The sequence below is a fragment of the Aeromonas sp. S11(2024) genome, from assembly GCF_041402345.1.
In the GTDB taxonomy this organism is placed as follows: domain Bacteria; phylum Pseudomonadota; class Gammaproteobacteria; order Enterobacterales; family Aeromonadaceae; genus Aeromonas; species Aeromonas veronii.
In genome coordinates, this window is the sequence record NZ_JBGLRC010000017.1 from 55,806 (window position 1) to 75,829 (window position 20,024).

General features: G+C 59.1%; 15 protein-coding genes and 2 pseudogenes. 6 read left to right on the top strand and 11 right to left on the bottom strand.

The features are described 5' to 3' along the window. Window positions 1-13 precede the first annotated feature (13 nt). The 3 genes from ACB040_RS14260 to ACB040_RS14270 are packed head-to-tail and all read right to left on the bottom strand — an operon-like array spanning window position 14 to window position 2,590. Window positions 14-532: a hypothetical protein gene (locus ACB040_RS14260; protein WP_371155318.1), complete on the bottom strand. Its 519-nt coding sequence runs from the start codon at window positions 530-532 to the stop codon at window positions 14-16. Beyond that, window positions 513-1,133 (bottom strand): TetR/AcrR family transcriptional regulator, encoded by a 621-nt coding sequence (locus tag ACB040_RS14265; protein WP_371155320.1) that lies wholly within the window; start codon window positions 1,131-1,133, stop codon window positions 513-515. The genes ACB040_RS14260 and ACB040_RS14265 overlap by 20 nt, the downstream gene beginning before the upstream one ends. Before the next feature lie 11 nt (window positions 1,134-1,144). Further along, the gene (locus ACB040_RS14270) at window positions 1,145-2,590 is read right to left on the bottom strand and encodes a coniferyl aldehyde dehydrogenase (RefSeq protein WP_371155322.1); all 1,446 of its coding nucleotides are present in this window, start codon (window positions 2,588-2,590) and stop codon (window positions 1,145-1,147) included. 212 nt (window positions 2,591-2,802) lie between these two features. Between ACB040_RS14270 and ACB040_RS14275 the strand changes: the two genes are divergently transcribed. From ACB040_RS14275 to ACB040_RS14285, 3 genes are all read left to right on the top strand, one after another. Next, on the top strand, window positions 2,803-3,096 hold the full coding sequence (locus ACB040_RS14275; RefSeq protein WP_005337735.1) for a hypothetical protein: 294 nt from the start codon (window positions 2,803-2,805) through the stop codon (window positions 3,094-3,096). 222 nt (window positions 3,097-3,318) lie between these two features. Beyond that, window positions 3,319-4,287: a nucleoside hydrolase gene (locus ACB040_RS14280; RefSeq protein WP_216961874.1), complete on the top strand. Its 969-nt coding sequence runs from the start codon at window positions 3,319-3,321 to the stop codon at window positions 4,285-4,287. 106 nt (window positions 4,288-4,393) lie between these two features. Further along, window positions 4,394-4,729 (top strand): DUF3634 family protein, encoded by a 336-nt coding sequence (locus tag ACB040_RS14285; protein WP_005353195.1) that lies wholly within the window; start codon window positions 4,394-4,396, stop codon window positions 4,727-4,729. Window positions 4,730-4,818: 89 nt separating this feature from the next. On the opposite strand, the gene ACB040_RS14290 is transcribed toward ACB040_RS14285, so the two are convergent. Together ACB040_RS14290 and ACB040_RS14295 are read right to left on the bottom strand one after the other, a co-directional pair. Continuing rightward, window positions 4,819-6,024, bottom strand: a complete 1,206-nt coding sequence (locus ACB040_RS14290; protein WP_216961877.1) for a cytochrome c — start codon at window positions 6,022-6,024, stop codon at window positions 4,819-4,821. Then, window positions 6,021-7,946 (bottom strand): annotated as a pseudogene (locus tag ACB040_RS14295) (NAD(P)-binding protein). The gene ACB040_RS14290 and the pseudogene ACB040_RS14295 overlap by 4 nt, the downstream one beginning before the upstream one ends. Window positions 7,947-8,313: 367 nt before the next feature. Here ACB040_RS14295 and ACB040_RS14300 point away from each other — a divergent pair. After that, a complete protein-coding gene (locus tag ACB040_RS14300) occupies window positions 8,314-8,688 on the top strand; it encodes a DUF805 domain-containing protein (RefSeq protein WP_005337730.1) in 375 nt (124 codons plus the stop codon). 82 nt (window positions 8,689-8,770) lie between these two features. Here ACB040_RS14300 and ACB040_RS14305 read toward each other — a convergent pair whose 3' ends face one another. The 5 genes and pseudogenes from ACB040_RS14305 to manA all read right to left on the bottom strand — a co-directional run bounded on the left by ACB040_RS14305 (window position 8,771) and on the right by manA (window position 17,280). Further along, window positions 8,771-9,874, bottom strand: a complete 1,104-nt coding sequence (locus tag ACB040_RS14305) for an ElyC/SanA/YdcF family protein (RefSeq protein ID WP_371155325.1) — start codon at window positions 9,872-9,874, stop codon at window positions 8,771-8,773. 299 nt (window positions 9,875-10,173) lie between these two features. Next, window positions 10,174-10,932, bottom strand: coding sequence for a DNA/RNA non-specific endonuclease (locus ACB040_RS14310; protein WP_371155327.1), 759 nt, complete (start codon window positions 10,930-10,932; stop codon window positions 10,174-10,176). Between the two features lie 233 nt (window positions 10,933-11,165). Further along, a complete protein-coding gene (locus tag ACB040_RS14315) occupies window positions 11,166-13,058 on the bottom strand; it encodes a PTS fructose transporter subunit EIIC (RefSeq protein ID WP_371155329.1) in 1,893 nt (630 codons plus the stop codon). A 521-nt stretch (window positions 13,059-13,579) separates the two neighbouring features. After that, window positions 13,580-15,219: pseudogene (locus ACB040_RS14320) on the bottom strand (methyl-accepting chemotaxis protein). A gap of 861 nt (window positions 15,220-16,080) precedes the next feature. After that, a complete protein-coding gene (manA, locus tag ACB040_RS14325) occupies window positions 16,081-17,280 on the bottom strand; it encodes a mannose-6-phosphate isomerase, class I (protein ID WP_371155331.1) in 1,200 nt (399 codons plus the stop codon). Window positions 17,281-17,409: 129 nt separating this feature from the next. On the opposite strand from manA, the gene ACB040_RS14330 reads away from it, so the two are divergent. Continuing rightward, complete coding sequence (locus ACB040_RS14330; RefSeq protein ID WP_005361632.1) at window positions 17,410-18,285, top strand: AraC family transcriptional regulator; 876 nt, start codon at window positions 17,410-17,412, stop codon at window positions 18,283-18,285. A 156-nt stretch (window positions 18,286-18,441) separates the two neighbouring features. After that, a complete protein-coding gene (gene icd, locus ACB040_RS14335) occupies window positions 18,442-19,695 on the top strand; it encodes an NADP-dependent isocitrate dehydrogenase (protein WP_005347179.1) in 1,254 nt (417 codons plus the stop codon). Between the two features lie 72 nt (window positions 19,696-19,767). Here the strand turns inward: icd and ACB040_RS14340 are convergent, their stop codons facing one another. Continuing rightward, entirely contained in the window at window positions 19,768-19,944 is a 177-nt protein-coding gene (locus ACB040_RS14340; protein WP_005337712.1) for a hypothetical protein, read from the bottom strand. Window positions 19,945-20,024 lie beyond the last annotated feature (80 nt).

Below are 20,024 nucleotides of genomic sequence, written 5' to 3' on the forward strand. Positions count from 1 at the left end.
GGCTCCTTGCGCGTTAGCCGGTCACCAGACCCAGATAGATGTTGCAGGCCCGGCCAAGCTTGTTGGTCGGGGCGGGATAGTGGCGCAGCAGCGGCCGCGCGATAAAGGCGGGCAGGATCAGGGACTGCAACTGCTCAAGCCCCCGCACCAGATGCATGGCAACGGTCAGGTCTCCCTCCACCAGCAGCCGGTTTTCGCCAAATGCCTGATTGACCCCGAGCCGAAAACTCAGGGCGCGAAAGGCGATATTGGGATGCTTGAAGCGCACCCGTAGCGGATGGATGGTGGCATGAGGGGCGGCTGGCGCACCGGGATACCAGCGGCCACCCTGCTTGTGCATGTTCATGGCGTAGCGGATGCCGCCTACTTCGAGGCGGATTGCCAACCCGTCCGGCAACGGCGCCAATTCACGGCGGACTGCCTCGTCGGTGCGGGCGGCGCGACAGAGTGTGCGACCCACCACCCAGAGCAGAGTGGTGATCCAGAGGCGGCGACCAAGGGCGGCTAGAGATTCAACGGTCGGAGTTGTCATAGGGGTTGGCTCCTGAGATGGCTGACCAGAAGAGGGCGAACGCACTGGCTTGCCAGTAGTCGTCCTGTCCCAGCTCCGGTTGATCGACAAACAGTGATGCGCAGGCGAGGAACTGGCCCTGACACACCTCCAGCAACAGTGGCGCGGGGGCCTGCATCAGCTCGCCGCTGGCCTGCCCCTTTGCCAGCAGGGCAGGCAGAAAGCGCAGGGCATCGTTCAGGATCTGGCTGCGGGCCGGTCTGGCCAGCAGCGGAGAGTGAAAGAAATCCAGCACAAATTTGAGCTCATTGGGGTTAGCCTGCATCCACTCCATCGCCAGCTGCCAGTAGTGGCGGGTCTGGTCGTACAGCGGCAGGGTGGGATCTGCTTCATGGATGGCGCTCCCCATCCGGGTCTTTACATCCTGATAGAGGGCGAGGATCAGCGCCTCCTTGCTCGGAAAGTGGTGGAACAGAGTACCGTTGGCTACCCCGGCCGCCTTGGCGATACGGGCGGTGGCAGCCCCCTGCAAGCCATCTTCGGCGCAGAGGGCGAGGGCGGCATCCAGGATCTGGCGGCGCTTGTCGGTCATGTTTTGTGGCTGCGGGATAGCCTGGTTCATGGTCATCTCCATCAGCGCAGGAAGAAGGCCATCATCAGCTTCTGGATCCAGCTGTGGTAGGGCGGATGGATCAGGGAGCCGGTGGTGAACTTGCCGCGGGTCAGCACGGTTTTCGCCTTGGAGAAGGTAAGAAACCCTTCGTGGCCGTGGTAGTGGCCCATGCCGGAGGCGCCGATGCCGCCAAACGGCACATCGTCGGCAGCCACCTGAAACAGGCTCTCGTTGATCGCCATGCCGCCGGAGTGGGTCTCCCGGGTCACCCGTGCCTGCAACTCGGGGTCGAAGCTCATCAGATAGAGGGCCAGCGGGCGGGGCCGCTCAGCCACATAGGCGAGCGCCTCCTCCAGGGTGTCGTAGGGGATGAGCGGCAGCAGCGGCCCGAAGATCTCCTGCTGCATCACCTGACACTGACCCGGCACCCCGGTCAGCAGGTGGGGCACCAGCAGGCGACGCTGATCATCGCGGGCCGGACTGCCACAGGGGTGGAGCTGGGCACCCGCCTGCTCGGCTTCATCCAGCCAGCTGACGAGACGTTGATACTGGCGGTCGTTGATGATGGCGCCGTAGTCAGCACTATTGAGCCCCTGCGGGTAGAGCTTGCTGAAGTGGCGGCGATAGGCGGCGATAAAGTTATCCACCTCGCTGCGGGGCAGCAGCACATAGTCGGGGGCGACGCAGATCTGCCCGGCGTTGAGGCTCTTGCCGAAGATCATCCGCTCGACCGCGGTGGCGACCGGCATGTCGGGGGCGATGAGACAAGGGCTCTTGCCACCCAGCTCAAGGGTGAGGGGGGTGAGCTGGGGCGCGGCGGCGGCCATCACCAGCTTGCCCACCATGGTGGAGCCGGTAAAGAGCAGGTGATCGAACGGCAGTGAGCTGAACGCCGCCGCCATCTGGGCATCTCCCTCGATGATGGCGATCTCGTTTTCGTCAAACACGCTGGTGAGCATGGTGCGCAGCACGGCATTGGTATGAGGGGTGAACTCGGAGAGTTTCAACATCGCCCGGTTGCCCGCCGCGATGGCGGTGATGAGGGGGCCAAGGCTCAGCATTACCGGAAAGTTCCACGGCACGATAATGCCGACCACCCCGAGTGGCTGGAAGTGCACCTCTACTTTGGCGGGGGCCAGCAGCAGGCCGGTGTGACGGCGGTGGGGCTGCATCCAGCGCTTGAGCCGCTTCTGGGTGTAGTTGATCTGCATGATGCAGGGCAGCACATCGGCGATCAGGCTGTCGTAGTGGCTGCGCTGGCCATAATCTGCCCCCAGCGCCTTGCACAGCTGCCCCTTGTGGGCGAGCAACGCCTGCTTGAGTTTGGTCAGCTGCGCCCGGCGCTCGGCCAAGGTTGGCATGGGGTGAGCCAGACTCGCCCGCTTGAGCCGCGCCAGCTGATCCGGCAGGGACAATTTGATGGCGAGGATATCCTCAGGAGTGTGTTGAAGCTGCGCCGCACCCATGTTGTTCTCCGCATGAAAAATGACCGACTGATTAGTCGGTCTAAATCTAGCTGTTTGTTACCGGAATGTAAAGCTGGCAAGCTGTTTGCCGCTCACCATGAGCCAGACGCAAGAGAGAACTGTGTGTCTCCCCACACTTTTGTGGTTTGCTCGTTGGTGACTTATCCAATAAGGGGTAGTTTTTGGCTATTAACCTACACGGAGAGAGCACTATGACCAGGGAACTGAACAGCTTGTTGGCCCGGCTTGAAGATGTGGTTGAGCGGATGCCGGATTGCTTCAACACCTACGAATTCGCCCAGAAGCTGGCACTGCAATATCAGCCGGAATTCTTTGCCGCGGGCCACTCTCTGGCCGAGCACGAGGGCAAAGTACTGCGGGTGTTGCACCAGAAGATCGCCGAGGCGCTGGCGGGTAGCGAGATGGTGATTGAAGGGGCGCTGCTCCCCTGTGTGACCCCCTGGGGAGAGAAATCCACCTCACCACGCTGGCACCGTAAACACTGAGGATCCGGTCAGGCAGATCACTGCCAGATAGCAGATAACGAACAACGATAAAGGGCGCGGCGCCGGCAACAGGGCCGCGCCGTTTTTTGTGAAGATTGTCGCCAGCAGCGCCCCCGCTGCCGGGAGCAAAGGCCCGCTCTGTGATCCCATGCCGGGATATGGGAGCGTCAGCCGGGTAGACTCCCCCTTTTGTCGCAGGGTTTGTCACCGTAGGAATTTCTCATGACCCATAAAATCATTCTGGATACCGATCCGGGTATCGACGATGCCATGGCTATCCTGTTTGCCGAGGCCCACCCCGCCATCGAGCTGCTCGCCATCACCACAGTTTTTGGTAACGCCACCATCGACAATGGCACCCGCAACGCCCTCTGGCTCAAGCAGAAGTACGGCATGAAGGCGGATGTGGCCAAAGGCGCTGCAGCCCCGCTGCTGCGCGAGCCGGTCGGCCCCACCACCATAGTCCACGGCCCGAGCGGCTTTGGCGACATGGAGGCGGGGGAGGTGACTATTGCTCCGGATCCCCGCCCCGCTTGGCAATATATTGTCGAGGCGGTGAAAGCCGCGCCGGGGGAGATCACCCTCGTCACTATCGGCCCGCTGACCAATCTGGCGCTGGCGCTACAGCAGGCGCCCGAGATTGTCTCGCTGGTGAAACAGGTGGTAGTGATGGGCGGCGCCTTTGGCGTCAACGGCCATCGTGGCAACGTGACCCCCTATGCCGAGGCCAATATTCACGATGATCCCGATGCCGCCGACCGGGTCTTTACCGCCGATTGGCCTGTGGTGATCATCGGGCTGGACGTGACCCAGCAGAGCTTCTTCAGCGGCGACTATCTCGATGCGCTGCGCGACGAGGCGGGGGAGCCGGGCCGCTTCCTGTGGGATGTCAGCCGCTTCTATCTGCGCTTCTACTCCGAGAAGCTGGGGCTCTCCGGTTGCCATGTCCACGACCCGTCCGCCATCGCCTATGTCATTGACCCGACCCTCTTTACCCTGCGGGAAGGGCCGGTACGGGTGATCACCAGCGGTCCGGCCATCGGCCACACCCTGCAAAAGTTCGATGGCAAGCGCCACTCCCACGATGACTGGGCAGCCTATCGCCCGCAGCAGGTCGGGGTGGCGGTGCGCGATAAAGCCTTGCTGGCGCTCTATCGCGAGACGCTGGTGGGCTGGGGCAAGGATTGCTGAGCTAAGAGGCGCTATTGCGCTGACGCGGGGGCTGTGATCGGCGCCAAACAATCGGAGCGCACGGCCGCTTATACTGCCTTATATCAAGAGCTTGGGAGGGATGAAGATGGCCTGGATTTCCTTGATAGTGGCGATAGCCCTGATCTGGTGGTTGATGAAGCTGGGGCGTGGTGCCCTGTTCGAAATCCGCCTTGCCCCCGGCAAGGTGGTGGTCAAGCAGGGCAAGGTGTCACCCGCCTTTATTGAGCATGCTAAACAGATCCTGCGCCACGACACGGTGCGCGGTCGCATTGTGGGGCAGCGCGATGGCGATGGCGTCAAGCTGATTTTCTCCCGATCCATCCCCGAGCCGGTGGCCCAGCGGTTTCGCAATATCTTCCCCTATGGCGATTACCGCCAGCCAACGGCGCCACTGCCGGGGCCAAAATCCCGCAAGGGATAAGTACCGGAACCTGGTTCATCAATAGCAAACGGGCCTCCAGTGGAGGCCCGTTTTCTTATGACACTTGGTCAAGAGAGAGCTGACCGCCCTTACTCCTTGCCGTGCAGCTCGCGCTGGGCCTTGACCGCCGCCGCCTTGACGGCGGTGCCTTCATTGCCCCAGGAGGCGCGCAGGGTGTTGACCAGCTCGGCGAGCCGCTCGTCATCCATGGTCCAGCCATAACCCGGCATGTGGTAACCCAGATGGCCGTGGGTGACCGGTGTTTCGGCGCCGTGCAGCAGCACATTGATCAGGCTCGACGGATCGCTCGCCAGCACGGTGCGGTTGTTCACCAGCGAGGGGATGACGTGGTCATTGCCCCGGCCGTTGACCCCGTGACAGGTGGAGCAGTACATGGCGTAGTCCGCCTTGCCGCTGGCACTGGCGTAGGCGCGGGCCCCTTTCTCCGCCACCGGTTCATCTTTCAGATCGGTCAGATAGGTGGCGATGCTGGCCAGATCGGCGTCGCTGAAATACTGGCTGCTGTGAGTGATCACTTCCCCCATGGGGCCTGCGACCGCTTCATGCTGGCTGCGGCCGGTTTTCAGCAGATCGATCAGCGCCTGCTTGCTGTAACGGCTGCCACGAATGTCGGGGGCATACCAGCCATCCAGCGCCGCACCGCTCAGGTAGACAGGATCCGCCTCGGTCAGCGCTTTCTCCTGCATGCCGAGCCCGCGCGGGGTGTGGCAGCTGCCGCAGTGACCGGCGCCTTGCACCAGATAGGCGCCGCGGTTCCACTCTTCGCTCTTGCCCGCCACCGGGGTGAAGCGGCTGTCATCGTGGTAGATCCAGTTCCAGCCCATCAGCGGCCAGCGCATGTTGAGCGGCCAGGGGATGTCGCTCTCCTTGTTGGCGATGGCCAGCGGCTGTACCTCCTTCATCAGGTAGTGATAGAGATCTTCGAGATCCTTATCGCTCATCTTGGCGTAGGCGGTGTAGGGCATGGCCGGATAGAGGCGATGCCCATCGCGGGCCACCCCTTCGCGCATCACCTTGATGAACTCCGGCAGGCTGTAGTTGCCGATACCGTGGGTCTTGTCCGGGGTGATGTTGGTGGCAAATACGGTGCCGATGGGGGTCGGGAACCCTTTGCCGCCCGCCAGCGGCTTGCTGGTTTCGCTGGTGTGACAGGCGGCGCAATCGCCGAGCTTGGCCACGTATTCCCCCGCAGACATGGCGGGGGCTGCGTGGGCGGCAAGGGCGGGCAGTGCCAGCAGCAGGGCGCTGGCTGTCAGTGACAGGGCGCGGCTCATTGGGCACCTCCCTTGGTCATGGCGACCAGCTCGTTGACGGCGCGCCATGCCTCGTCGATGGCGGCGTGGGCGTAGGGACTCCAGCCCGAATCCGAGTTGGCGATAGTGATGTTGCCGACCGGCTTGCGCCCCAGCTCGATCCATTTCTCGCACTGCTCCTCGTCATCAAACAGGGTGTTGGTGACATAGGAGTAGCCGTGGGACCAGCGGTTGACCGTGATGGCGAGGATATCCTGCTCATGGTTGAAACCGGCGCTGCCCAGCATCCCCTGCAGCTGTTCGCGGATCATCTGTTCATGCTGCTCGAACGGCATGCCGAGGATCATGGCGCGCCCCTTGCGGGACTGTTCGCGGGCCGACAGGCCGCTGCCCGGCAGGGTCGGCACATAGACCATGTGCAGGCACATCGGCTGATCCGGGCTCTTGGGATGCTCATAGCCACCCATGCTGACCGGATAGTCGAGCTTGACCCGGCTGTAAGGGGCTGCCGGGGAGTAGACCTCGTGCACCCCGAGCTTGACGAAGGCTTGCCAGTTCTTGATCACCACCTTGGTGTAGACCAGCGGTGCCTTGGCATTCTGGCGCAGCGCCTCCTTCTGGGGCTCCGGCATCTCGGGCACCATGTAGGGGATCATCATGTTGTAGCCCGCCATGATCGACTGCTTGGCCCGCACCCGGTGCAGTTTCCCCTCCTTGATGTAGGTGACATCCACCGCCAGCTTGCCGTCGGCGAGGCGCACGTTTTTGGCCTGCAACGCCGTGCTGCCAAGGCGCAGTTGCACCTTGTGCTCAGGCAGGTCGAGCTTGCTGTAGTCAAACTTGGCCAGCACCACATCCTGCATGGTGTGACCCGGCGCCACTTACGGAATGAGCTTGCGCACCATCAGGCGGGTGAGACCGGCGTTGCCATCGGGGAAGTGGAAGATGTAGGGGTCGTCCAGCTCCGCCTGCTCCTCGGCATCAAGCGGCGTCAGATTGAGGCCGTCGAACCCCGGCAAGGCGCAGAGGCGCGCATCGGCGCAGGCGGTGGCGTCGATGCCGACCGCTTGGAAGTCGTTGGTGCGCTGCTGGAAGTAAGTGATCGCCCGCTCGCTCAGGCCCACTTTATCGCGCAGGAAGGTGGTGTAGCTGTTGCGGGTCACCCACTCATCCTGCTGCTCGCGGGTCATGCCGCTCAGGTAGTCGATCTTTGATTCGTGCAGGGCCAACAGGGCGGCCTTGTCGGCATCATCCAGCGGGAAGTCACCGATAAATTCTGCCAGCGGCCGGCCGTTCAGGCGATCGCGCGGAATGTCATCCGCTACGTTGTGGCCCGGATCCCCGTTCACTATCTTGTTGACGCCAAAGTGCTTCTCGTCGAAATAGACGCCACGGCTCAGCCCCAGATCCGGATAGAAGGTCTGCTGGAAACCGGCGGCCAGCTCGTCGATGTTGACCTCCAGCGCCTTGAGCAGACCGAGCGCCACCGGGCTGTAGACCGAACGCGGTGATTGCAGGGATTCACTGCCGCCGTAACCCAGGCGCAGGCCATCGGGGGTGGTGAACTCGTTGCGCTTGGCGTGGCCGCCAAAGTCGTCGTGGTTGTCGAGCAGCAGGATCTTCTTATCCGCGCCGAGCAGTTGCTGGTAGAAGCAGGCGGCGGCCAGACCGCTGATCCCGGCGCCGACGATCACCAGGTCGTACTCTCCCTCTAGGGGAATATTGGCAAAATCATACTGCTTGCCATCACGGGCGATGCTGTGGGCCGGTTCGAAAGAGCCCGGGTGGTTACCGCGCAGGCCGGTGAGGGCGGGCGGGTAGGCCAGGGTTTTATCCGCCAGCGTGCTGCCGCCTTCGGCAGCCTTGAGCAGATTGATGGGAGCGACGCCTGCCGCAATGGTGATGGCAACGCCGTTGAGAAAATCTCTGCGTGTAATACTCATGGCTATCCCTGTGTTAGGAGAAGTAATGAATAAGTGGATTCATTATGGGAGGGAGACACAGATCCTGTTCAGGATTGGGCGCCGAATCTACCGCTATCCTCACGCTGAGTCCATACGATTGCTAATGGATTATTAAGCACCATTTTCCTGCTTGTGACGAGAGTGATGCGCTGATGGGGGGGATTTTCCCTGTTGCAGGGCAAATTATCTTCCGGCTCGGTCGGTCAATGATTGCCGCAGCTGATTAGTTTGGGAGACGTTCGGGCATCATTGTCGACTCGGGGGGATGATCGCGCTAAGCTCTTAACTACTTGTTTTATCGACTCTCTTTTTTATTCATAGGCATAAAGGCCACTCAGGAGGCGCAATGAACTGGTATATCTCGGTCCTCAAGCAATATGCGGTATTCAGCGGGCGGGCCCGTCGCACCGAATACTGGATGTTCGTGCTGTGCAACGTCATCGTCATGCTGTTGCTCGGCATGGTGGACAAGCTGATTGGCGGTGACAATGAGTTGATCAGCTCCATCTATTCGCTGGCGGTGCTGCTGCCCTCGCTGGCGGTGGCGGCCCGTCGCCTGCACGATACCGACCGCAGCGCTTGGTGGCTGCTGCTCGGGCTTATCCCAATTATCGGCACCCTGGTGCTTATCTACTTTATGGTTTGCAACGGTCAGCAGGGGCCGAACCGCTTCGGTGATGATCCCAAAGCGGCCCCCTCGCAGGGCTTTATCGTCAGCTAACGGGCGCGGCTTGGCCAACCATCGGTCAATAAAAAGAGAGGGAGGCATCACGCCTCCCTCTCTTTTTCGTGTTGATGGCCGATCAACGCTCAATCAGCGGGGCGGAGCGGTAGCTCCACATACCGTAGGTGCGCAGGGCGTCGCGGTAGATGCCGAGCAGCTCGCTCTCGCTCGGGGTAGCCAGCTCCTCGAGGGGCTTGTCAGGGTAGCTGACGCTCGCCACCTTGATGTTGGCCGGGCCAATCTGGTCGCAGGCGATTTCCAGCACCGTCTGGCCGCGACGTACATGGCTGGCGGAGCTTACCAGCACCGCATGGTCAATCTGGTGGCGGGCGAGGGCATAGGCGCTGTAGAGGGCGTTATCCACCGTGCTGGTGGCGTAGTTCTCTTCAATCAGGCGGCTGCGGTCGATGCCGTGGTTGGCCAGCCAGTCAGCCATCAGCTTGCCCTCGGTCTGGCGGTTCTGGGGCACGCCGCCGGTCAGGATGATTAGCGCCTCCGGGTCGGCTTTGGCCAGCTCAAGGGTGGTTTGCAGACGGCCCAGCAGGATCTTGTCCATGCTGCCGTCGGGATTGAGGGCGTAGCCCAGGGTGACGATGGCGCGTTTGCCCTCCCTGCTGGCTTTGACCTGATCCTCGGTTAGTTCGGTCTGCAGCGGGGCGGCGTTGATCCGCTGCACCCGGGCGATGATCTCCTCCAGATCGGCGGCGCGGCCACTGTTGCGATCCGCCACTTTCGCCAGATAGCTGCGGGAAGCCTCCTTGTTACCCTTCACCAGCTGCCAGATGGCGAGATAGCTGTTGATGTCGAGATCATCGGGGGCGACGGCCTGCGCCTGCTCCAGCAAGGTGATGGCGCGGCTCAGGTTGCCGTTGTAGATCTGGGCGTTGGCTGCCGAGATGAGCAGGTCGGTGCGGTAGGGTTCAAGCTGGTAGGCGGCCAGCAGCCGCTCGGTCACCAGCTCCATATTGCTCGGCATCTTGGCGGTAAAACCGGCGTGGGAGATTTTGGCTGGCGACTTGTAGATCTGCAGCGCTTCGCCGAGCAGCATGTCCACCGCCTGGCGTTTGCTGACCAGGGTATTGAGGTCGTGCTCCATCTGCATCGAGCTCTCGGCCGCTTGCAGGGCGAGGGGGGAGAGCGCCAGCAAGCCGCCGAGGGTGAGGGCAAGAAGGGTCTGTTTCATCAAAAGGTCCTCTGTCGGGCTGAATCGCGCCGTAGTGCGACGGCGTGTGGGCCGATGGGATAAGGCAAATGTGCGTCAATTCAGTCTGTTAGTGCCAAAGAGAGGCAATATACCAGTTAACGGTGCGGCAAACTGTGAGTCGAGGTGGGTCGTCAGGTTATGCCACACCAGTGGCCGCAAAAGTGGCCGCAACGGGTCAGCAGCCATCTGAAAAGGGCAGGGGGAGTTTAACTCCCCCTGCCTCTGTTGCGATGCAAGACTGATGGCGTCTCAATCTATCTGCGGATGAGTTGTTCGAGTCAGTTCCACATCGGGGCGACGCGGGCTTCCAGGGTCTCTTGCTGCTCTTCGGGCATATCGCTGAAGAAGTTGAGTTGGGTCTGCTCCTCCACCTCGCGCACCGAGACCCGGTAGTCGGCGATCTGGCTGATGGGCACCTCTTCCTGCGGCATGATAAAGGCGATGGCCTGCAGTCTGGCCGGGTCCATCACGATCTTGTAGTAGGCGCTCGGGATCGCCACACCCTGACCGATGGACTCTTCAGAGCCGGTAAAGATGGGGCCGGTGATCACCTGCACATCCTTGCGGGAGACCGCCCACTTGTTCACCTTGTCCTCCAGCACGCGCCACGCCTTCTGGTTGAGCACCCCGATCTGCGGTGTCATGTTGCTCAGCAGGAAGCTCTCTTTCATGGTGTTCTTGTTCGATTTCATGTCCCCCGCCGGGGCCTGATGGCCACGGTCATAGCCCGAGCCCTTGTAGTCGGAGAGGGTGGCGCGGTAGGCAACCGGGATCTCCCTGTCCTCGGCGAAGGCATCCTTGCGGGGCACTGTGCCCTGTGCGCTTTGGGCGGTCATCCGGTAGGAGACCCAGTCCGCCACCTTGTAGTCGTAGTTGTAGCCGACCGCATACCCTTCACGGCAGAGCTTTTGATCCGATTCGGAGGGGAGGCCAAAGCGCACGTGCTGGCCGCATTCCCAGTGGGCGGCCAGCAAGGGGGTGGCAGTGAGGGTGAGGGTGAGGGTAACAGCCAGAACCAATTTATTGATTTTTATCATTTTTGTGATGCTCCAGTTTAGTAGGCGGAGCCATTTGACATGAGATCTGACCAGCGCTTCAATTGCTGTTTTTTTACACGTCACCGTTCTGTGACGGCTCGCCAAGATCTGTGATGTGACTGGTTAATATGTTTTAAATCAGTGGCTTGGTCGGTGGGATGATATGCGGTTGCTCGGCAGGCAACGAAAAGGGGCCCGCGATGGGCCCCTTGTGATGAGCTGTCTGACTGCTATCAGGCGGCGTTTGCCTTGTTGCCCAGCGTGCGGGCCAGCAGTGCTTCCGGATTGTGAATCGCCTCCTTGGTCTTCACATCGATGACTTCGATATTGGTGAAGCGCTCGCGGTTCTTGATAGCTACGTCGTGGGCGAAGATAACGCAGCGGGCGTTGGCGACATCCTTGGCGGTGATGCGGTTGATGATGCCGTTGGCGCCCTGGGTCTCGACCTTGATCTTGATCCCCTGCTTGGCGGCAGCCTTCTGCAGGCTCTTGGCGGCGAGGAAGGTGTGGGCCACGCCAGACGGGCAGGCAGTGATGGCCAGTACGTCCGCTTCCCCTTCCGCTTCAATCACCTGATAGTCGCTATCTGTGGTGGTGACCTCTTCCTCTTCACTCACCGGTTTTTTCAGAATGTTGACGATGATGGCTGTGGTCAGGGCGCCGAGGATGGTGCCGAGAATGTAACCCATCTTGCCTTCCACCACCGGCAGCACAATCCAGCCACCCCAGGGGGCGTGGTTGATGCTGTGCATCATGAAGCCGGTGATGTTGCCGACGATGCCGCCTGCAACGATTGCCGGGATAACACGCATGGGGTCAGCAGCGGCGAACGGGATAGCACCTTCACTGATACCGATCATGCCCATGATAGCGGCCGCTTTACCGGATTCACGCTCCTCTTTCTTGTAACGCTTCGGAGACATGAAGGTCGCCAGTGCCATACCGAGCGGCGGCACACAGATGGCGATGCCGACGCCGCCCATCAGCCAGGGCTGGGTGTTGACCTGAGTCTGGGCAAACAGGGTAGCAACCTTGTTGACCGGGCCGCCCATATCGAAGGCGGTCATACCACCCAGAATGGCACCCAGCATCACTTTACCTGAGCCCGCCATGCTGGAGAGCCAGTGGTTCATCCCTTCCATCATGGCGGCGATCGGGGCACCGATCCCCCACATCACGATGCCACACACCAGGAAGGTACCGATCAGCGGATAGATGAAGATGGAACCAAGGGAGGTCATTGAGTCAGGCAGCTTGATCCGTTTGAGCTGATTGACCACGAAACCGGCGATAAAGCCCACCAGAATGGCGCCAAGGAAACCGGTTTGATAGTGCTGAACGGCAATCCAGGAGCCGATCATGCCCGGGGCCAGGCCCGGCTTGTCAGCCAGCGAGTAGGCGATGTAGCCACCCAGTACGGCAGTAAACAGAGTCAGACCGGCGATACCCATGGTGGCCATGTCTTTGAGGAAGCCCGCTTCCGGCACGGCGCCCTTGCCGCTCATCATCACCGACAGGGAGAGCAGCACACCGCCCGCCACGATGAAGGGGATCATGTGGGAGGTACCAAACAGCAGGTGCTGCTTCATGGTGTTGAGGCGATCCTTGAAGGTGCGATCGGTGGGCTCAACCGGAGCAGTGGCAGCTGGTTTGGCGGCTGGCGCCGGTTTTTCCGCTTTCGGGCCTTGTTTGAGCAGGGTCAGCGCTTGCTCGACAGTGGTGGCCGCTTTCATCTGCTCGATAAAACCCGGCTCCAGCAGACGGGTGGAGAGCTCGGCCAGCACTTCGATGTGGTGGTTGGCGCCGCCATCCGGGGAGGCAATCATGAAGATCAGCTGGGTCGGTTTGCCATCTTCGGCGCCGTACTCGATACCTTGGCGGCTGACACCGATGGCAATGGCCGGGCGGCTGACCGCCTTGCTCTTGGCGTGGGGCAGGGCGACACCCTGCTCGAAGCCGGTGCAGTCCAGCTGCTCGCGGGCCCAGATATCCTTGACGAATTGCTGTTGATCAGACACGGCGCCATCGCGCGCCAGCATCTGTGCCATCTCGTCGAACAGGGCCTCCTTGCTGGTGGCCTTCAACTCCAGGCAGATGAGTCTGCCGTTGGTCATGGTGGGTAACATATTACTCTCCTGGCTCCGTTGCCGAGCCGCATGATGGGGGGAACAATTGACCTGGATATTGTTCTCCCGTTGGCGCGGTGCCGAAATCGGACAAATGTGCCGTTTACTGGATTTTTGTGCTGTGCAAGTCGCCATGTGACCCAGCTCGCATATCATCATGAAAGCCAATTCATACCGATACTTTTATTTTTTTAAATAAAAACAATGAATTGTGAATTTGTTTTGCTACTTACATGAGTGCGACGAAAAGGTCTCGCCTTCGGAGGTATGGAGATTTGTGTGCTGTTTTGAGGGCGGAAAATGTGAAGGTGCTGGCAAAACGCGTTGAGAGAACAATCAGAAAGAGGGAGAGCAGCTCTTGATGTGAGTTAATCCATCTACTGATCACTTGTTATGTTCATCATCGGCGTCCTTGGGTTTTGCATGAGCCCTTATTTGACAAAGCCCGCCATTTTTATGGATGGCGGGCTGTTTAGTGCTTCAGCCTTATTGAGCTGATTAATGAGGGGGGCAATCGGGCGTTATGTCCGAAACTTGCGTACAACCTCCTGCAGTTGTGTTGCCAACAGGTTGAGGTCGTTGCAAGCCTGAGCCATTTGTTTGGCGCCGGTCGCCACTTCTTCCGAGGCATTGCTGATGTTGACTACATTGCGATTGAGCTCCTCGCTTACCGCCCCCTGCTCTTCAGTTGCGGTGGCAATCTGAATATTCATGTGGGAGATACTGTTAACCGAGCTGCTTATTTCGGCAATAGAGGCTCCCGCTTCGCGAGCAGTGTGGACCGTCTCGGACATCATATCCTGACTCTGTTGCATGGTGATGCCCGCTTCGTTAGCGCGCTGCTGCAGTTCGGAGATGATGTGGTTGATCTGGGAAGTGGAGTCTTGAGTTCGTTTGGCCAGAGTGCGGACTTCATCTGCTACCACGGCGAAACCACGACCTTGTTCACCGGCTCGGGCTGCCTCGATTGCCGCATTCAGTGCCAGCAGGTTGGTTTGCTCGGCAATCCCCTGGATGACTTCAAGCACCATGCCGATATTTCGGCTGTCATCACCCAGCTGGCGGATCACCAGAGCTGTCTCTTCGATGGCGGTAGCCACCTTTTCAATCCTGCCGATTGAGTCATTGACGGTCTCGCTGCCTTGTGCGGCTGTGTCGCTGGCCGACGTTGCTGCGCTGGCGGCGTCGTTGGTGTTGCGGGCCACCTCCTGTACCGTGGCTTGCATCTCGTTCATGGCTGTGGCCAGCTGATTGAGCTCATGCTGCTGGGCGCCCATGTTGTTGGCCGATTGCTGTGCCACCGCGCTGATCTCTTCGGCGGCCGCGCCCAACTGCACTACCGAGCCGGAGACCTCGTTGACCAGCATGCGCAGATTGGATTGCATCTCGTTGAACCCCTGAGCCAGCTTACCCAGCTCGTCATGGGAGAATTGCTTCATGTCGAGTTGGCTGGTGAGGTTGCCTGCCGCTACCTGGCGTGTCTGCTCCAGCAGGGTCATCACTGGATTGCGGATCTGCCGGATCAGCAGCCAGGCCACAATAACGACGAACAGCAAGGTTAGCGCACCGACTGTAGTGCTCAGCAGTTTTGCCCGTTCATAGGAAGCTTCACTCTGCTTGGTCAGCAGGTTGGCGACCCGATCGTTCTCCTTGCGCAGCTCCAGACCATCCTGTCCTGCCTGCTCGAGGGCTGCACGAGATTCGTTTTTGATCAGCGACTGCACCTTGGCAATATCTCCCTGCCGTATGGCTGTTTCCAAGTCACCATGAGCTGAAAAATATTTGGCTGCTGCAGTTTTCAGCTCTGCAAACATGTTGCGATCTCGCTCCGACACAAAAGGCATCGATCCATACCGTTGCTCGGCGGCCATGTACTGACTCTTTGCCGCTTCGAAAGACTGTGTGCTGCTGTTGAGGGAGTCGGGATCCTTGCCCAGTGCATCTATCACCATGTTCAGTTCGGCACGGCGCGCGTCCAGCAAGGACACATGCATCTGGCTGGATGCCCGGATGGAGGGAACGATATTATCGCTGACCTCACTGGCGTCACGGTAAATATTGGAGAGTTGTAAAGTGGCAAACCAGGCAAAACCCAGCATCAACAAAGCGAGAGTGGTAAACGCCATGGTCAGCTTTGCCCAATTGTCATTTTTGTCAGCATATATCCTCTTTTATCTATTTTTGTCAGGGGATCTTTGTGTGAAATTTATAGCGGCGAATAGATGTGATACCTTAAAAATAAATCAAATAAAAGAGATCTTAATCACAGAGGGTATTTAAGGTCTATTTCTTTACTGCAATGAGGTTTGGCTGGCATATCAAAAAATAAATATCAAATCTCTCATTATCCTGCCTTTAAATTGATTTAATTGTCAGTTCATGCGGCCTGGCTTTTTACGGATTACGTCAGCAGAAGGTGTGGCGTAAAAGAAAAGTGTTATATATCATAATTTTATGGTTTTTTCTTAAGTTGTTGTTTTCGACAAAGATCGAATGGTCTGCTTGGAATTAAATTATAGAACGACTAAAAAATAGGGCCGCATCTCGAAAATTCAAAAGAGATTACTTTCGTTTGCATTATTAATGGTTCTGTATGACTACGGCTGCTAAATGTTTACAGACCTAATGATGATGGCCTGGGAAAGGTTTAATGGTGATGCATCTATGTGCTGTTTTAGTTTTCATCAGGGGGTGAAAATAGTAGAGGGTAGAGTTGTTATTTTTATTTCCTCCATTTTAGCCGGATACTCAGAGTGTCGCCGTTGCTTGTGCTGGCTGGAATTTTCTTCGTTTCAGCAAACCAAGTCATCTGCATCAGGGGTGCGCCAAGCTTGGGCGACAAACCTGTGGAGCTGGTTGTGGGCAGGATGCAGTCAGGGATGGACTTCAGAGCGAGATGCCTGAAGGAAGATAGGCATAAGAGAGCAGTAGAGATACAGACGGACTTGACTGGTAGGCCATATTGCTCTGTTGGGAGGGGGAGGCATATTCCCCCTCCAACGAGAGTCGGCTCTTATGCTGATTAGCAGCGGTTGCCGGTGCGGGCGACTCGCCCTTCGGCCAACAGTTGATAACTGCCAGTCGCTGCAGGAATAAAGGCAGATTGCCCCTTTTCCAGACGCAGTGACTGTTCGCCTTGCTTGAGGGTCACTGTGTCATCGATGGCAAACAGGATCTCGGCGCTGGCAGTGGTGAGCTGATGCTCGCCAGCCGGGTAGACACTGAAAGTGAAGTCAGGTACCGGCACGTCGAAGTGCCGTACCGCGCCATCACAGCGGGGGGCCAGCAGGATCTGGTCATCCGGCTTGGGCAAGCAGCGGGTGCAATCCAAAAGCTCTGCCACATCGATGTATTTGGGGGTGAGGCCGGCGCGCAGCACGTTGTCCGAGTTGGCCATGATCTCGAGGCCGGTGCCGCGCACATAGGCGTGCGGGGTACAGGCATCGAGGAACATCGCCTGACCGGGTTTGAGGGTCACCACGTTCAACAGCAGCGGCGAGAAGAGGCCCACATCTCCCGGGTACTGGGCCGCCAGACTGGTGATGAGGGCAAACGTCTCCTCATCCTGATGGGCGGCGGCATAGGTCAGCAGCCCTTCCAACGCCTCCTCCTTGCGCGCCCCTTCCAGTACCAGCAGCTGGTGGAAGAAGTGCTGCAGGCCGGCTTCATTCTGGCTGGCGGCAAGGGCTGCGGTCAGATCGGCGATGGCCGCCAGATTGACCCGCTCGAACAGTGCCAGAATGGCGGGAATGGCGCGAAAGCCGTTCATCGCCTGATAGGGGGTGAGGGCAAAGACCAGCTCCGGCTTATGGTTCGGGTCCTTGTAGTTGCGATTGCTCGCCTTGATATCGATGCCTGCGGCCTCCTCTTTGGCAAAGCCCGCTTCAGCCTGAGCCTTGCTCGGGTGCACTTGAATGGAGAGAGCCTTCTCGGCACACAACACCTTGAACAGGAACGGCAGGCTGCCAAAACGGGCGAAGGTGGCCTCACCCAGCGCGGCGGCCGGAGCCCTGTCGATCACCTTAGAGAGCTTTTGCACACTGCCCGCCAGCGTCACCTCGGAGCAGCCGTTGGGGTGAGCCCCCATCCAGAGCTCGGCTTGGGGTTTGCCTTGCGGGTTGGGAATGCCAAACAGGGTGGTGAGGGAGTCATGACTGCCCCAGTCATAGCCTTGAATCGGGTTTTGCATCAACAGAAAGGAGGGCAGATCGCTACTGCTCATAAGGGACGCCTCGTCTAGTTTGAAGAAAATCGGGTGCAGAAAAGGGTGGCATTACTGCTGTGGACCGGACTATAACATGGGCGGTCGTGCGCGCCGCAACCGCTTGCCTCTCTCTTGATCAGGATCACCATGTCTCTCATCTTCAGCCAACTGCTCGACGGAGCCCTGAGCGAACAGGTTCCATTTGACCAAATCTGGTTTGCCAGTGAACAGGGGGTGCCACCCAGTTTCAGCTATCAGGTCAACTTTCCTCGCCTCGAGCTGGTCTTTAGCGGCGAGTATCTCAACCAGATCTGGGACAGGGAGGAGGGGGTCAGAGAGATCAGCGTGTTACCAGGGCAGGCGCTCTATATTCCCCCTAACGGCTGGAACAAGCCGCTCTGGACCACCGACTGCTCGGTGCTGAGCCTGCTGTTTGGCAAACGCCAGCTGGGGTTCAGCCTGGTGAGCAAACGCCGTGAAGATCCGGACTTTTTCGATGTGCAAAAGCACAGCATCATGGCGCGGGCGGGCCATGTGATCGAACACATTTTGGCGGCGCTGAACGTACTGACCGAGGATCCCGGTCGCTCCCCCACCGATGATCACCTGCTGCAGGCTCTGCTGGCGAGTGCCCGTCAGCTGTTGCTGGAGTCCGCCACGGATCGGCCACGGGGGGCAGAGCTCTTTCACGGGATTTGCATCTATATCCAGGAGAACTTTCACCGTCCCATCACCCGTGACTCCATTGCCCACCGCTTCAACGTCTCGGCCAGCCATCTCTCCCACTTGTTTCGCGAGCAGGGTCATATGCGCCTTGCCGATTACATCAGCTGGGTGCGGATCGATCGGGCCAAATTCATGCTGAAAAAGTACCGCTTTCGTCTTGAAGAGGTGGCCAGTCGCTGCGGTTACAGTGACGTGAACTACTTCTGCCGGGTGTTCAAACAGAAGACCGGCTTGACCCCTTCCCAGTACCGCTCCCTGAGTCAGCCGCAGGCGGCGGCCAGCGAGCTGGAGGGATAACGGGGCTGTGTCGGGAAGGCGTGGTGACGGCGCACTGGCGGGTGGCTACCTCTTTGGTCTGACATGCTTTCTTGTCGTTTTATTATGAAAATGAATGGGCTAAGATGGCCGCGCGCAACAAACAAGTTGATAACAAACGGAAGTTAGGAGATGCCGATGGAAAGCAAAGTAGTAATCCCGACCCAGGGTCAGAAAATCACAGTCGATGCCAACGGCAAGCTGCAGGTTCCCAACCATCCGATCATTCCGTTTATTGAAGGGGATGGCATCGGTGTTGACGTAACCCCTGCCATGTTGAATGTGGTGAATGCTGCGGTCGAGAAAGCCTACAAGGGCGAGCGCAAGATCGCCTGGATGGAGATCTATACCGGCGAGAAATCGACTCATGTCTATGGCGAAGGTGCCTGGCTGCCGGCCGAAACCTTGGATTTCATTCGCGAATACTGCGTGGCCATCAAGGGCCCGCTGACTACTCCGGTCGGTGGCGGTATCCGCTCCCTCAACGTGGCCCTGCGTCAGGAGCTGGATCTCTACATCTGCCTGCGCCCGGTGCGTTACTACGACGGCACCCCGAGCCCGGTGAAACGTCCTGATCTGACCGACATGGTGATCTTCCGCGAAAACGCCGAAGACATCTACGCCGGCATCGAGTGGAAGGCCGACAGTGCCGAAGCGAACAAGGTGATCGCCTTCCTGCAAAACGAGATGGGCGTGAAGAAAATTCGCTTCCCCGAGTCCTGCGGGATCGGCATCAAGCCGATGTCCAAGGCCGGTACCGAGCGTCTGGTGCGTGCCGCCATCGAGTATGCCATCGACAACGATCGCGACTCCGTGACTCTGGTGCACAAGGGCAACATCATGAAGTTCACCGAAGGTGCCTTCAAGGATTGGGGTTATGCTCTGGCTCAGAACGAGTACGGTGCCCAGCTGATTGACGGCGGCCCCTGGTGCTCCTTCAAGAACCCGAAAACCGGCAAGACCATCGTCATCAAGGATGTCATCGCCGACGCCTTCCTGCAGCAGATCCTGCTGCGTCCGGCCGAGTATGATGTCATCGCCTGTATGAACCTCAACGGCGACTACATCTCCGACGCGCTGGCCGCTCAGGTAGGCGGTATCGGCATCGCGCCGGGTGCCAACATCGGTGACGGCGTGGCCCTGTTCGAAGCGACCCACGGTACTGCACCGAAATATGCCGGTCAGGACAAGGTTAACCCGGGTTCCCTCATCCTCTCCGCCGAGATGATGCTGCGCCACATGGGCTGGGTTGAAGCGGCCGATCTCATCATCAAGGGGATGGAAGCGGCGATCCGCAACAAGACCGTCACCTATGACTTCGAGCGTCTGATGGAAGGGGCCACCCTGCGCTCCTGCTCCCAGTTTGCTCAGGACATGATCGACCAGATGTAATCTGCTGCTTGCCAGAAACGCAAAACCGGCGCTATGTGCGCCGGTTTTTTTATCGCGAAAGAGTGAAGGGGCTTATTGCGCCTGCTCTACGTGTTGCTGATAGCGTTGCTGCCATTTGCTGGTCTCTGCTTCATCACCCTGGGCCTTCCAGAAGGCGCAGATGGTGTTGGCAAGTTCCGAAGCCATCGCGTGATCTCCGTCACGTCGGCTCATCAGATAATCTCCCAGCCAGCTTTGATATTGTTTCATTACCCGATCTCCTTATCTCATGTGCCCTTGAGGGTACCCACCTTGATGGGAGCCTGTCGGCTCATCCTGGGGGGAACATC

Excerpts from the sequence above, each read along its gene's own strand:
- ACB040_RS14260 (WP_371155318.1), bottom strand. The coding sequence starts at position 532 with ATGACAACTCCGACCGTTGAATCTCTAGCCGCCCTTGGTCGCCGCCTC.
- ACB040_RS14265 (WP_371155320.1), bottom strand. The coding sequence starts at position 1,133 with ATGAACCAGGCTATCCCGCAGCCACAAAACATGACCGACAAGCGCCGC.
- ACB040_RS14270 (WP_371155322.1), bottom strand. The coding sequence starts at position 2,590 with ATGGGTGCGGCGCAGCTTCAACACACTCCTGAGGATATCCTCGCCATC.
- ACB040_RS14275 (WP_005337735.1), top strand. The coding sequence starts at position 2,803 with ATGACCAGGGAACTGAACAGCTTGTTGGCCCGGCTTGAAGATGTGGTT.
- ACB040_RS14280 (WP_216961874.1), top strand. The coding sequence starts at position 3,319 with ATGACCCATAAAATCATTCTGGATACCGATCCGGGTATCGACGATGCC.
- ACB040_RS14285 (WP_005353195.1), top strand. The coding sequence starts at position 4,394 with ATGGCCTGGATTTCCTTGATAGTGGCGATAGCCCTGATCTGGTGGTTG.
- ACB040_RS14290 (WP_216961877.1), bottom strand. The coding sequence starts at position 6,024 with ATGAGCCGCGCCCTGTCACTGACAGCCAGCGCCCTGCTGCTGGCACTG.
- ACB040_RS14300 (WP_005337730.1), top strand. The coding sequence starts at position 8,314 with ATGAACTGGTATATCTCGGTCCTCAAGCAATATGCGGTATTCAGCGGG.
- ACB040_RS14305 (WP_371155325.1), bottom strand. The coding sequence starts at position 9,874 with ATGAAACAGACCCTTCTTGCCCTCACCCTCGGCGGCTTGCTGGCGCTC.
- ACB040_RS14310 (WP_371155327.1), bottom strand. The coding sequence starts at position 10,932 with ATGATAAAAATCAATAAATTGGTTCTGGCTGTTACCCTCACCCTCACC.
- ACB040_RS14315 (WP_371155329.1), bottom strand. The coding sequence starts at position 13,058 with ATGTTACCCACCATGACCAACGGCAGACTCATCTGCCTGGAGTTGAAG.
- manA (WP_371155331.1), bottom strand. The coding sequence starts at position 17,280 with ATGAGCAGTAGCGATCTGCCCTCCTTTCTGTTGATGCAAAACCCGATT.
- ACB040_RS14330 (WP_005361632.1), top strand. The coding sequence starts at position 17,410 with ATGTCTCTCATCTTCAGCCAACTGCTCGACGGAGCCCTGAGCGAACAG.
- icd (WP_005347179.1), top strand. The coding sequence starts at position 18,442 with ATGGAAAGCAAAGTAGTAATCCCGACCCAGGGTCAGAAAATCACAGTC.
- ACB040_RS14340 (WP_005337712.1), bottom strand. The coding sequence starts at position 19,944 with ATGAAACAATATCAAAGCTGGCTGGGAGATTATCTGATGAGCCGACGT.